Genomic DNA, 13,523 nt, shown 5'->3' with positions numbered 1-13,523 from the left:
TTCCGATTTTTTAATCAATGGTTAATTTAGCTAATAATTTTTAAATAAAAAATAGTTGCAGAAGTATTAAATGCCTGCGGAGGTAAACTGTAAATCATACAGCTTTCTATAGTAACCGTCCAAAGCCAAAAGTTCTTGGTGGGATCCCATTTCTTTCATTTCGCCTTTCTCCAATACGATAATTTTATCGGCCTTCTGAATCGTCGAGAGTCTGTGTGCAATGACAATGGCAGTACGACCTTCCATCAAATTATCGATAGCGGATTGGATTAATATTTCGGTCTCGGTGTCAATAGATGAAGTCGCTTCGTCGAGTATCAAAATACGTGGATCGTGCACCAAAGCGCGGATAAACGATACCAATTGCGCCTGACCTGCCGACAAAGTAGCACCCCGCTCTTGTACTTTGTAATCCAATCCAGTAGGCAATCGCATGATGAAATCATATGCACCCACTCTTTTAGCGGCATTGATGATTTGCTCGTCGGTGATATGAGGGTTTTGTAGCGTGATATTATTCTTTACAGTGTCCGAAAATAGGAAGACATCCTGAAGCACGGTGGATATATTTTTTCGCAAGAAAGTAAGTTCATAGTCGCGAATGTCTACACCGTCCAATAAGATCTGACCTTTCTGGATCTCGTAGAATCGGCTTAATATATTGATGGTAGAAGATTTTCCAGCTCCCGTAGCACCTACTAATGCTAAAGTTTCGCCAGGTTGCACCTTGAAGCTGACATCTTTCAAGACCCATTTTTCGTCATTGTACGCAAACCATACATTCTTAAATTCAATTGCACCACGGATGTGCTCCGGTCGGTATGTTCCTGTATTAGGTGTAAATTCGTTGGTGTCCAACACCTCAAAAATACGTTCGGCGGATACCATACCCATCTGTAAGGTGTTGAATTTATCAATCAACTCACGTATAGGGCGGAAAATCATATTGATATACATCAAAAATGCCACCACAACACCGGGAGAAATGACATCAGCAAGCACTTGCTTCGAACCGTACCACACCAAAAGTCCGGTTGCAATCGCTATGATAATCTCCAACACTGGAAAGAAAATAGAAAAATACCAGTTCGCTCTCACGTGTGCATTTCGATGCTCCTTATTTATGGCGTCGAATTTCTTCATTTCTTGCTCTTCACGAGCAAAATATTGAATAACCGCCATCCCCGAGATATGCTCTTGTAAGAAGGTGTTCAGGTTGGACACCCAAAGTCGTACATCTTGAAATGCAGACTTCATCGCTTCCTTGAAAATATATGTCGCCCACAACATCAACGGCATAGGAATGAGGATAATCAATGTCAATCGCCAATCGGTATAGAACATGACGCCTAGTATCACAACCAATTGCAGTAGGTCACCGATAATCTGAATTAATCCTTCTGAAAAGATATTAGCAATGGTTTCCAGATCAGAAATAGTACGGGTGATAAGTCGCCCGATAGGCGTATTATCGAAGTATTTTAAGCGTAAATTGGTGATGTGTTCGAAGACTTGAATACGGATGTCCCGAATGACAGACTGTCCCAGCGTATTGGTCATCAGGGTGTGGAAATACCGAATAATTGTCTGCGCAACTAATAAGGCCAACATCACGATGAGCATGCTGTTGAGCCCTTTGTACTGCCCATTCAAGATGTAATTATCCAAGGTATACTCGATAAGCATGGGCAATGCGGGAGCAACAGCCGCCAACAGAATGGTGAGCACTACAGATACCCAAAAGATGCCTTGATAGGGACGCATATATTTGGCTAAACGACCCAACAATCTGCTGTCGTACGCTTTTCCCGATATCTTATCTTGTTTCAAATCTAATTTTCTTGAATATATGGATAAATAACTCGTGTTAAGTACAAACCATGCGCAGGCACCGAAACACCTGCTTTCGAACGGCTTTTGCTCGCTAACACGTCCTCAATATAAGAAATTGGTTTACCTTTTACGCCAATTTCTAATAAAGTGCCCACAATGGCGCGGACCATATTGCGCAAAAAACGATCGGCCGTAATATGAAAAACAAAACCTTCATCGTTTTGTTCCCACCGCGCTTCTTTAATAGTACAGATATTGGTGAATACTTGGGTGTTAGATTTACTGAAACATTCGAAATCTTTGGTTCCTAACAAGTATTGAGCCGCCTCATTCATCTTTTCGATGTCCGGAATGTCGCGCATCAACCAAGACTTGTTAATCAGAAAAGGATTTTTCTGGCAATGTAGATGGTACTCATACGAGCGCTCTGTGGCATCAAAGCGTGCGTGTGCATCTTCTGCCACAGTAAGAATGCGTTGGACCGAAATATCAAAAGGCAATAAAGCATTTAGGGCTTGTAATGCGCGTGATGGATTATCGTTCAAAATAGGTTGTGAACTATCAAAATGCACATACAACTGTTTGGCATGTACACCCGTATCGGTACGTCCTGCCCCAATCGTTTCTATTTCTTCCCGTAAAAAAGTATGAAGAGCGTGGTTTAATTTTTCTTGAACCGACATCGCATTTGGCTGAATCTGCCATCCGTGATAGGCAGTGCCATCATAAGCGATCTCTAAAAAATATCTTTTCTTTTCGTTCACAGAGACAAAGGTAAAAAAAATACTTCCACAGATGAGGTAGAACAAAGTCATATTTCTGTGGTTTATATTATATTTGTAGTATTGTCAAGATTATAGAATTAGATATGATACAACGTATTCAAACGATTTGGTTATTATTAGCTACGGTAGTGATTTTGGGGTTATTTATATTCCCTTATTTGAATTATATAGACCTTGTGGGCCTGGGCAAGAAAATGTTTGTAACCGGCGAATATTCGGCTTCAAATAATGAATCTGTAAAACAAAGCAGCTTCACCTTGCAGACTATAGCAACGATATTAGTGGCCCTAGTTCCTTTGATTACGATTTTTCAATACAAAAACAGAAAACTTCAGATCAAGCTAATCTATTTGTCCATTGTCTTGATCGCACTTCTGGGTGTGTGGATGTATTTCACTTCAGCTGCTACATTAGATTTAATCAGCCAAAAATTTGGGGCAAATAATATTGGCGTAGGATTTTTCTTATTACCTATTGCGATTATCTTCTTGGCGATGGCCATTGGCGGTATTCGCAAGGACGAAAAATTAATTAAATCCGCGGATAGATTGCGTTAAGATTTTAGTAATGAGAAGTTTATTTTTTACCCTTTGCTTTTCCTGTTTGAGCTTTCTTTCCTACTCACAAGAAAAGGAAGAGCGAAAGTCTATTGATGTCAATGAAATAGAAATATGGACGAAAAAGGCCGAGGTCAACACAAAAGGAGATACCGCAACTGTCGAATTGTATTTGCAATCGTACCTTAAAAATCCCCGTGAGTTCAAGTTGAATACCTTTTCTACGGGATTATTGAGTGGTAGTGACGTGCCATTGTGGTATGAAACCATGCAATTGGGTAAGGTAAGAATCCATATCATGGATCGACAAAATTATCTTCATTATCTATTGACCCGGAATGAGCCAGTAGTGCTCACCATCAAAACAGGAGGTTGGAAGAAGCAATGGGGCAAGCCTAAGCAATTAAAATTGGCGATTGAGGATTATGAAGAGCAAGGAAAGATTTTAGAATATACAATAGAATTATAACAAAACAGCCTCGAAAATTTTTCGAGGCTGTTTTGTTTTATCTTGAGTAACGGAACTGTTGTTTGTCCATCAATCCCATTTGATCTTTCATCATCTTGATTTGATCGGCCAACAGTTTGTTTTTGTCAGCACGTTTCGCTTCTTGCAGATATTTCTCTGCTTCACGTTTATTGCGTTTTGCCATCATTACTCCTGCTAAACTCAATTTTGCTAAAGCTACATTATGATCCATGTGAAGACCTAATGAAAGTGCTTTTTTGAAGAATTTCTCCGATTGCAAAGGCGCGCGTTGAGATTCCAACAAACCTAATAACAAGTGGTAATAACCATGTTGTGCAGGGATAAGTTGTTTTTCGTAATTGGTGATTTTGCTTAACCAGCTTTCTGCTTTAGCCATATCCTGTTTACGGAAATACCATTGCGCTATAAGCATATATTCATGGAAGAAAACGGTCACCCATGCTAAAATAGTAACCAAGATACCTAAAATACCCCAGCCCCAATATCCAAACCAAAATAATACTACTGTACCTACCAAAAGTAAACAGCTAATAATAATACGCACTAAATTTGACATCTCTTCTTGTTGTAGTTTTTAATATGCAAATATCCATTAATTTAAGTAGTTATGCAAACTTGTTTGTACGATTCGCAGTGAAAAATGTACTTTTGTTATATGGAAAAAATGTACAATGAAAGCTGGGGACCCATCTTAAAGCCATTATTTCAACAAGATTATATGAAAAAATTGTCTGCTTTTGTTCAGCAAGAGCGTAGACAATTTGAAATATATCCTCCTCAAGATTTGGTATTTAATGCTTTCCGTCTCACTCGTCTACAGGATGTCAAAGTTGTCATCCTCGGACAAGATCCTTACCACAATGTGGGCCAAGCGCATGGGCTATCATTTTCGGTGCCCCAAGGCATTACTTTTCCACCATCACTGAAAAACATCTTTGCCGAGTTGCAAACAGATATTCCTGGATTTCAGACTCCTACTTCGGGTGACTTGACTAAGTGGGCTACGCAAGGCGTCTTACTGCTCAATGCGACATTGACAGTGCGTGCGCATCAAGCAGCCAGCCATCAGAAGCAGGGGTGGGAAACTTTTACGGACCATATTATTGCTAAGATTTCCGAAGAACTGGAAAATGTGGTTTTTGTATTGTGGGGGAGCTATGCTCAAAAGAAATCTGTGCTTATCGACGAGAGAAAACATTTAATTCTAAAAGCTGTACATCCATCTCCATTGTCCGTATATCGCGGCTTTTTTGGCAGTAAACCATTCTCTAAAGCAAATACTTATTTGGCTTCTAAGGGAAGAAGTGTAATAGATTGGAAATTGTAGCTTAAGCGTAACGCTCTTTGATCTTCTCGAAATCGTATTTCTTATTCTCAAAGCGTTCGAGGTGATTGATACGAATTTTTTTATTGTTCTGCTCGATATGTGTGAATAGCAAATGGCTGTCGTATGTGATTTTCCAAGGAAGATTTATATTAAAAATCTCTGTGGATTCGCCACGCACCACATACTCTAGTTTCCCAGTAGAGGTAAATCGTTTGATCACATATTGATTGGAAATGTCCGCTGCTGATATCGTAAACCAAGCCCCATCACCCACACCGCCTAGATAAACAGCATCTTTAGGTAATGTAATGGGTTTCGAAATAAAATCCATTCCGCCGATGATAAGGTCATTCGGGAAAAGGGAGGATTTCTTGCGTGAAACGTTGTCCCGCAGTTGTTTTACCAAAAAAATGAACGATTGGAACCGATTCATCTTGAAACTTTTTATTCCTTCCGAAGGCGTGTAGGAGTATATTATCCGATCATCCACTACATTAATCAGATTACTCACCGGGCTACTCTTTATGGTTTCGGGCAGATTCAACATGTGCCAAAAATGAAACTTCGTCGATGACTTCATCAGCATTCTAGTGATGAAGCGCGAACAATTGTTGTTGTTTTTGGCAACTGCTCCATAGGGAAAAGTTCCTTGTTCCACACAAGAATCGCCGTATTCTTTGGCTTTTTGGAAGTCTATTCCTTTTACGATAGAGAAAAACAATTTACCATCACCATACATCGCTGGCTTTAGCTCCTCAAAATGCTTGATAAGTTCGGGAATGTTGCGAATTTCGTTATCTTGAATTTCAGCTTTAAGCTGTATGTCAAGCAGTGGGTCCGAGAATTTGGAGCGCGCTCGTCCATATCCTCGAGGAGTAATATAGCGTCCAAAGTCATAAAACAACATGTCGCCAGTTTGGTGATCGATGATGACGACTCCTGTATGACCTACTTTGAAGTTTAGATTTTTGACAATACCGATTTTCTTGAAAAACATCATCCATTTTTCATCACCGCGAATCGTAGCATCCGGCCATGTTAAGATAATTGCAAAATCTTGATAATCGTTATTCATTAGTATTCTAACGGTACTATAGGTTCTTTTTTAGAGGTTGACATAATCATCATTGTCTGGAAAGTCTTAACAAACGGAATTTTGGAGATTTTCTCCATAATGACCGCCTCGTAAGCCTTTATATCTTTAACGTAGACTTTGAGTATAAAGTCACAGTTGCCCGTCACATGATGACATTCTGTTACTTCTGGTATAGCTTTGACAGCTTCTACAAATTCAGGAATGGCGTTGTGAGTGTGAAAATCTAGTGAAATTTGAATAAAAGATTTGATGCCTAAACCCAATTTTTCCTCATCCACAAAGGCATGATAGCTCTTGATAAAACCCGAATTTTCTAGTTTGCGTACACGCTCTAAAGTTGGCGCTGGCGATAAGCCAATATTGGTTGCCAACTGCAAGTTGGTAATACGACCATTTTCTTGTAAGAGGCGCAAAATTTTTAGATCAAGTTTGTCTAGTTGATAGGACATGGTACATCTTTCTTCGAACTGTAAATATAAAAAAATATACTGTAAATAAGATGTGTTTTGGGGTAATATTCGAATCCAAGCGATGGGCAGAACGCATATTTGATTTCATATTGTGTTTAAAAGTGTCATGTTTTGCTTTGGAAACCTTAATGAAAGTTAGCTGTTATATAGATAAAATATATTTATCAAGACTAACTGTATAGTTATATTCTATGTTGAATCATAGTTTTGTAAAAATATTTTCACAAAATCGTCCTAAACAAACAAATAAGTGACTTTTGTCACAAAATTACACTGATTATCCCCTTGGGCGTCCAAAATATGCTATTTTATTGGTATTTATATCGTAACTTTGTAGTCCCAAAAAGGTCAAATATAAACGTTTGATTAGTAAAAGGGGAAGCATAAAATATGAGTACCAAAGACGACGAATTACTGAAAGAGCTGGAGCAAGAAGAATATAAATACGGTTTTACGACTGATATTGAGATGGATATTGCTCCCAAAGGATTGAACGAAGATACAATTCGCCTAATATCATCTAAGAAAAATGAACCAGAATGGTTGTTGGAATGGAGGTTAAAAGCTTTCCGCCACTTCCTTTCTATGGAAATGCCGAAGTGGCAAAATTTTGAAAATCCAGAAGTAGATTTTCAAGAGTTGTCGTACTATGCTGCTCCCAAAGCCAAAAAGCAGTTGGAAAGCATGGATGAGGTGGATCCGGAGTTGTTGGCGACATTTGAGAAATTAGGTATTCCGCTGGATGAACAAAAAATCTTAGCTGGTGTAGTTGCTGTGGATGCAGTGTTTGACTCTGTGTCTGTGAAAACTACATTCCGTGAGAAATTGAAAGAAAAGGGTGTAATATTCTGTTCTTTCGGTGAAGCGGTGCAAGAGCATCCAGAGTTGGTAAAAGAATATTTGGGCACTGTAGTGCCTCAAACTGACAATATTTACGCGGCATTAAATTCAGCTGTATTCTCAGATGGTTCGTTTGTGTATATTCCCAAAGGCGTACACTGTCCAATGGAATTGTCTACATATTTTCGTATCAATGCTCAAAATACCGGTCAATTTGAACGTACACTGATTGTTGCGGACGAAGGTTCGTACGTGTCATACTTAGAGGGTTGTACAGCACCTATGCGTGATGAAAATCAATTGCATGCTGCAGTTGTGGAGTTGATAGCGATGAAAGATGCCGAAATCAAATACTCTACAGTACAAAACTGGTATCCTGGTGATAAAGACGGTAAAGGTGGTATTTTTAATTTCGTAACAAAGCGCGGTATCTGTAAAGGTGATAATTCCAAGATCTCGTGGACTCAGGTAGAAACAGGTTCGGCGATTACATGGAAATATCCAGGTGTCATCTTAAAAGGTGATAACTCTGTTGGTGAATTCTATTCTGTGGCTATGACGCGTAATATGCAGGTTGCAGATACAGGAACGAAAATGATTCACCTTGGTAAAAACACCAAATCAAAGATTGTTTCTAAAGGTATTTCTGCTGGTAAAAGCCATAACTCTTATAGAGGTTTGGTGAAAATCGGTCCGAATGCGGATAATGCGCGTAATTTTACACAATGTGACTCGTTATTGATTGGTGATCGCTGTGGAGCGCATACCTTCCCATATATCGAGAACAAAAATAAATCGGCGAAACTAGAGCACGAAGCGACGACTTCAAAAATCGGCGAAGATCAAGTGTTTTACTTAAATCAACGCGGTATAGATTCGGAGAAAGCCGTAGGGCTTATCGTAAACGGATACGCAAAAGAAGTGCTTAATCAGTTGCCAATGGAATTTGCGGTAGAAGCACAGAAATTATTAGCAATCTCATTAGAAGGATCGGTAGGATAAGAGAATTTGAAAATTAGATAATTTGAAAATGTGAGCAAAGAGAGATCTCCATACTCACATCTCAATACTCAATACTAAAAAAGCAATGTTATCAATAAAGAATTTGCAAGCGTCTGTTGAAGACAAACAAATATTAAAAGGATTAAACTTAGAAGTAAAAGCAGGAGAAGTTCATGCGATTATGGGACCCAATGGTGCTGGTAAAAGTACATTAGGAAACGTATTAGCGGGGCGTGATTCTTACGAAGTGACAGGTGGTGAAGCGACATTGGACGGTGTGGATTTATTGGATTTATCTCCAGAAGACCGCGCGCGTGAAGGTTTGTTCTTAGCTTTCCAATATCCAGTGGAAATCCCGGGCGTATCGAACATCAATTTCTTGAAAACTGCTGTTAACGATATCCGTGAATATAAAGGTCTTCCTCCTATGGAAGCTAAAGAATTCTTAGCAATGGTAAAAGAGAAGCAAAAATTAGTAGAATTCTCTGCTAACTTGGCTAACCGTTCATTGAACGAAGGCTTCTCTGGTGGTGAGAAAAAACGTAATGAAATCTTCCAATTGGCGATGTTGAATCCTAAATTGGCTATCCTAGACGAAACGGATTCAGGTTTGGATATCGATGCTTTACGTATCGTGGCAAATGGTGTGAATCAATTGCGTTCGGAAGGAAATGCTTTCGTAGTAATCACACACTACCAACGTTTATTAGATTATATCGTTCCTGATTTTGTACACGTATTGCACAATGGTCGCATTGTAAAGACAGGTCCAAAAGAATTGGCATTAGAATTAGAAGAAAAAGGTTACGATTGGTTAAAAGACTTAGATGCGCAAAATGCCTAATCTAATCGGTCACCGATAAAAATTTATGGTCATGAGCGGATTGATAACAAATAACATGAGTACAACAATAGCAAACTCTTTATTCGAACAGTTGACTTCTACTTTTCAAGAGCTAGAAGCTACAAACGAACCTTCATCTTTGAAAGCTCTCCGTCAAGAGGCTTTCGCTAAATTTGAAAAAGAAGGTTTTCCAACTGTCAAGAATGAGGAATGGAAATATACTAACATTCATTCTTTGGTAAACAAGACTTACTTGTTGAACGAAGATGTGGATGTTGCAAATTTGGATTTGAGCAAAGCGGATATTCCAGCATTGGATGCACACCGTATCGTATTGATTAATGGTCAGTATGTATTAGCTTTCTCTTCTTTAGAAGATGAAGTTGGTATCACGGTAAAACCAATCGAAGAAGCTGTTGAAGAAGCAAATTTTCAAAAACATTTTGCACAGTATGCTGACAAAACGGATAATACTTTAGTCGCATTGAATACGGCACTTTATACTTCTGGTATTTACTTGTCAGTGGGTAAAAATAAAGTGGTTTCAAAACCTTTGCATATTGTTCACGTAGCGACAGGGGGTGAAGATTTTTTCTCACAAACAAGAAACTTATTCATCGTAGAAGCGAATGCTGAAGTGGAAATTGTGGAGTCTTTCATTACATTAGATAATACAGCGAAAAACTTACACAATAAAGTAACCGAAATCGTATTGGATGAGAACGCAAAAGTTCAACACTATTACCTTCAAGTTGCAGATGCGGTAAGTAACTATATCAACCATACCGAGGTTTATCAAGCGAAATATAGCTTGTACAACAATTACAACTGTACTTTCCCTGGTGCTACTTTCGTGCGTAATAATATCAATGTGCGTTTGGATGCGGAGAGTGTAGAATCTCACTTGTATGGTATCAACCTATTAGCGGATAAGCAACTGGTAGACAACCATACGGTGGTAGATCACTTAAAACCTCACTGTGAGTCTTACGAATGGTACAAAAATATTCCTCAAGATGAATCAACTGCTGTTTTCAACGGGAAGATTTTCGTACGTGAAGATGCACAGAAGACAAATGCTTTCCAACAAAACAACAATATGTTGATGGGTGATAAATCAACAGTTTATACTAAGCCACAATTGGAAATCTTTGCTGACGATGTAAAATGTTCGCACGGATGTACGATGGGGCAATTTGATGATGATGCTTTATTCTACTTGAGAGCAAGAGGTATCGGCGAGGAGTCTGCACGTATCTTATTAGTACATGCTTTTGCTTTTGACGTGACTTCACGTTTTAACAATGAAGCAGTAAGAGCGTATGTGGAAGATTTAGTCGCTAAAGGCTTAGATAGAAAATAATTAGTAGTGTAGTTTTATATTTTTTAAAGCGTCTAGGATGTAATTCTTAGACGCTTTTTAGTTTATCTATCATTATCTTAATGATGTCAAGTCTAATCGGATCGGGAAACTATATGCTACCCGCACAGGCACTCCCCGCATAATACCAGGCGTCCATTTTTTAGCTCTTTTTAGAACTCTCAATGCTTCTGCACCTGTTCCGTAACCTAAGTCTTCCTCGACTTTCATATCCACCATCTGACCTTCTTGATTAATTATGAAAGATACTTTTACAGTTCCTTTTACACGATTTTGAATAGCCTCACGAGGATATTGATAACTATTAGCTACAAATAACCTTAATACATTTATCCCATTCGGATATTCAGGAGGTGTCATAAAGTTGCTGTTGTTATAAGGAATCTCATTGTTCGAAGAATCTTTGCTGTACCCACTAATAAGTTTTCCGTTGTCATAGGTCTCTTCAAATGTGTATTTGTTGTTCATAAATTCTCCGGACCATTTGCCGGTTTTTTTATGATTCTCAAAGTTGCCTCTTTCGATTGTATTATTGGAGGATAAAAGCTCTGCATAGCCATTGCCGTTGAATAGCGTTCTATTGCCTAGCGAATCATTATATGCCAATATTAGTGTATCGGTGACTGTTGTAGCATTTTTCTCTGTTTTATAAGGGTATTGGTAGGCAATCCTCAATTTTCCAGTGGGATGATAATATAAAGCAGTGTCAATTAAAATGCCATCATGACTAAAAATTTCTTTGCTCTTTATCTTTCCATCCTCATATGCCTGCAGCTTTTGTCCAATGAAAATCCTATCCTTGAAACTGGGGAATGTTCCTATTAATTTCGTCTTATTATTTTCGATGTATTTCTCAATCACCTGAACTTGTGAATTCTCTGCTAGAGACATTTCTCTATAATAATGTGCTTCTTCTGGGTTTTTAGTTTCTTTTCCGTCTTTGGTGTAGAGCGAAGTGAAGGAAATCTGTGCAAAGGCAGTGTTTATGCTGCAAATGCACCATATAAATAGCAAGATTATTCTAATATTCATTTTTATGGTTAATAAATTGAGATTATCTGTAAATATAATTTTTTTCTCCTGAAGCTGAAAAAGCTTTTAGCCTTTAAATCGACTTATCCTAAGACAGCAAAACCACAAAAAGGAAGGTAGGTAACTAATTATTTGAATCCCAATGCTATATTTGAGCAAAATATTGTGGAATGTTTAAGGAAGATTGGTTCAAAACCTACATATATATCTGGATAGGACAGTTTGTGTCCTTGTTGAGTAGTTCTGCTGTTAATTTTGCGGTTATTATATACTTAAGTCTGCACTACAAATCGGCGGAGGTATTGGCCTTTGCTGGAATCGCAGGATTGCTGCCGCAAGCTCTCATCGGCCCTTTTGCCGGTGTGTATATTGACCGTTGGGATCGCAAAAAGGTTATGATTTATGCAGATGCTTTTATTGCGGGTTGTACATTTTTAATGTCATTTGCATTTGTCGAAGGGGAAGCTAATCTTTTCTTTGTCTATTTTCTTCTGGTATGCCGCTCGTTGGGACAAGCGTTCCATACACCAGCAATGCAAGCCATCGCTCCACTAATCGTTCCAGAAGAAAAGCTTCTTAAAGTTTCGGGAATTAACCAGATGCTGCAATCTGTTAGCATGATTGCTGGTCCAGCGGCAGGAGCGCTCGCCATTACTTATATGCCCATCGCTAAGGTATTGTATCTGGATGTAGTAGGAGCTATCTTGGCGATTGTCTCTTTACTTTTGGTCACTATTCCAAAATTGCAACAAGAGAAAGCTGAGGGTACTATTTCTTCGGTGCTAAAGGATTTGAAATTAGGATTTGGCGAAATTCATAAGAATAAAGGGTTGTATATGCTATTTATATATGCGATGCTGACAACTTTTTTTGTGATGCCCATCGCAATAATGTATCCTTTGCTGACCATAGATCATTTTTCAGGTGGTAAGTGGGAGATGAGTGTTATCGAAATTGTTTGGGGTGTAGGTATGCTCGTAGGTGGTGGGATATTAAGTGCTTGGAAAGGAAATGTTTCTAAAGTGATCTTGGTCAATGCCATGCACATTCTGCTGGGATTGACCTTCGTTTTCTCAGGCTGGATAAGCGGGGATTTATTTTGGGTATATGTGGCTATTACCACACTAGGGGGAGTAGGAATTTCTTTTTTTAATGCATCCTTTATGACTATTATTCAGGAGCAGGTGAAGCCAGAATTTTTAGGTCGAGTATTCTCTCTGTATTTCAGTTTCGCAATAATTCCTAGTGTAATCGGTTTGCTTTTTACAGGTTGGATTGCCGATGAGATAGGCGTGGTGAATGCCTTCATTATAGGTGGCTTGGCTATGTGTGTGGTGGGCATATTGTCCTTTTTGACTCCTTCAGTCATGAATCTAGGGAAAAGTAAAGATCAGGAACAGCCTATTTAATATAGACCACCTCTATAGCAGGATTGATTTTCAGCAGTTCATTCACGAATATCTGGTTGTGTTCGGGCGTGACAAAGGCATCATCATATCGACCAAAAAACAAGATGATTCCCTTTGTATTACTGCTGGCGGGTTTGCCATTGAGCCAATTGCTCGCGTTTACTTCGATTTTTCGAATTGTCTGAATATCGATTGTTCCTTTGAGGAACGTAGATTTATAATGCAGCTCAGTGTCAATTATCCAATATTTAGTTGTTTTCTGGGCGATGAGATAGGCAATACTAATAAGACCATACGCACTCACGCCTACGAGAATCCAGATCATTACGGCAGCTTTACTACTCCAAAGAATAATTCCGGTAGGTATAAGGAAAAGCGTTAGAAGTCCGAAAATAGGTATTATAGGTTTAAAACCTTTTTGTGGATGAAAGACAATCATAGCCCTAAAATAAAAAAG

At 38.7% G+C, this 13,523-nt stretch carries 14 protein-coding genes; 7 read left to right on the top strand and 7 right to left on the bottom strand.

What is annotated here, in order from left to right; translation table 11 throughout:
* Positions 1 to 66: 66 nt before the first annotated feature.
* Positions 67 to 1,764: an ABC transporter ATP-binding protein gene (locus tag EDC17_RS06955; protein WP_394343351.1), complete on the bottom strand. Its 1,698-nt coding sequence runs from the start codon at positions 1,762 to 1,764 to the stop codon at positions 67 to 69.
* 68 nt (positions 1,765 to 1,832) lie between these two features.
* Positions 1,833 to 2,648: a tRNA pseudouridine(38-40) synthase TruA gene (truA, locus tag EDC17_RS06950; protein ID WP_132777374.1), complete on the bottom strand. Its 816-nt coding sequence runs from the start codon at positions 2,646 to 2,648 to the stop codon at positions 1,833 to 1,835.
* Positions 2,649 to 2,701: 53 nt separating this feature from the next.
* Between truA and EDC17_RS06945 the strand changes: the two genes are divergently transcribed.
* Positions 2,702 to 3,175, top strand: a complete 474-nt coding sequence (locus EDC17_RS06945) for a DUF4293 domain-containing protein (protein ID WP_132777373.1) — start codon at positions 2,702 to 2,704, stop codon at positions 3,173 to 3,175.
* 10 nt (positions 3,176 to 3,185) lie between these two features.
* Complete coding sequence (locus EDC17_RS06940; protein ID WP_132777372.1) at positions 3,186 to 3,644, top strand: hypothetical protein; 459 nt, start codon at positions 3,186 to 3,188, stop codon at positions 3,642 to 3,644.
* Positions 3,645 to 3,681: 37 nt separating this feature from the next.
* On the opposite strand, the gene EDC17_RS06935 is transcribed toward EDC17_RS06940, so the two are convergent.
* Positions 3,682 to 4,221, bottom strand: a complete 540-nt coding sequence (locus EDC17_RS06935; protein WP_132777371.1) for a DUF2892 domain-containing protein — start codon at positions 4,219 to 4,221, stop codon at positions 3,682 to 3,684.
* Positions 4,222 to 4,320: 99 nt separating this feature from the next.
* Here EDC17_RS06935 and ung point away from each other — a divergent pair, with 99 nt between their 5' ends.
* Positions 4,321 to 4,992, top strand: coding sequence for a uracil-DNA glycosylase (ung, locus tag EDC17_RS06930; protein WP_132777370.1), 672 nt, complete (start codon positions 4,321 to 4,323; stop codon positions 4,990 to 4,992).
* 1 nt (position 4,993) lies between these two features.
* On the opposite strand, the gene EDC17_RS06925 is transcribed toward ung, so the two are convergent.
* Positions 4,994 to 6,067: a DUF6695 family protein gene (locus tag EDC17_RS06925; RefSeq protein ID WP_132777369.1), complete on the bottom strand. Its 1,074-nt coding sequence runs from the start codon at positions 6,065 to 6,067 to the stop codon at positions 4,994 to 4,996.
* Positions 6,067 to 6,537 carry an Lrp/AsnC family transcriptional regulator gene (locus tag EDC17_RS06920; RefSeq protein ID WP_132777368.1) on the bottom strand — a complete coding sequence of 157 codons (471 nt, stop codon included), beginning with the start codon at positions 6,535 to 6,537 and terminating at the stop codon, positions 6,067 to 6,069. Before EDC17_RS06920 ends, EDC17_RS06925 begins: the two co-directional genes overlap by 1 nt.
* Before the next feature lie 411 nt (positions 6,538 to 6,948).
* Here EDC17_RS06920 and sufB point away from each other — a divergent pair, with 411 nt between their 5' ends.
* From sufB to sufD, 3 genes are all read left to right on the top strand, one after another.
* Positions 6,949 to 8,400, top strand: coding sequence for a Fe-S cluster assembly protein SufB (gene sufB / locus EDC17_RS06915; protein ID WP_132777367.1), 1,452 nt, complete (start codon positions 6,949 to 6,951; stop codon positions 8,398 to 8,400).
* An 85-nt stretch (positions 8,401 to 8,485) separates the two neighbouring features.
* Complete coding sequence (gene sufC / locus EDC17_RS06910) at positions 8,486 to 9,244, top strand: Fe-S cluster assembly ATPase SufC (protein ID WP_132777366.1); 759 nt, start codon at positions 8,486 to 8,488, stop codon at positions 9,242 to 9,244.
* A 55-nt stretch (positions 9,245 to 9,299) separates the two neighbouring features.
* Complete coding sequence (gene sufD, locus EDC17_RS06905; RefSeq protein ID WP_132777365.1) at positions 9,300 to 10,607, top strand: Fe-S cluster assembly protein SufD; 1,308 nt, start codon at positions 9,300 to 9,302, stop codon at positions 10,605 to 10,607.
* A 72-nt stretch (positions 10,608 to 10,679) separates the two neighbouring features.
* Here the strand turns inward: sufD and EDC17_RS06900 are convergent, their stop codons facing one another.
* The gene (locus tag EDC17_RS06900; RefSeq protein ID WP_132777364.1) at positions 10,680 to 11,657 is read right to left on the bottom strand and encodes an energy transducer TonB; all 978 of its coding nucleotides are present in this window, start codon (positions 11,655 to 11,657) and stop codon (positions 10,680 to 10,682) included.
* 170 nt (positions 11,658 to 11,827) lie between these two features.
* Here EDC17_RS06900 and EDC17_RS06895 point away from each other — a divergent pair, with 170 nt between their 5' ends.
* Positions 11,828 to 13,066: an MFS transporter gene (locus tag EDC17_RS06895; protein ID WP_132777363.1), complete on the top strand. Its 1,239-nt coding sequence runs from the start codon at positions 11,828 to 11,830 to the stop codon at positions 13,064 to 13,066.
* Here the strand turns inward: EDC17_RS06895 and EDC17_RS06890 are convergent.
* A complete protein-coding gene (locus EDC17_RS06890; protein ID WP_132777362.1) occupies positions 13,059 to 13,505 on the bottom strand; it encodes a PH domain-containing protein in 447 nt (148 codons plus the stop codon). The genes EDC17_RS06895 and EDC17_RS06890 overlap by 8 nt on opposite strands.
* Positions 13,506 to 13,523 lie beyond the last annotated feature (18 nt).

It is taken from the genome of Sphingobacterium alimentarium (genome assembly GCF_004342685.1).
In the GTDB taxonomy this organism is placed as follows: domain Bacteria; phylum Bacteroidota; class Bacteroidia; order Sphingobacteriales; family Sphingobacteriaceae; genus Sphingobacterium; species Sphingobacterium alimentarium.
This window is presented reverse-complemented; position numbering and strand designations above follow the sequence as displayed.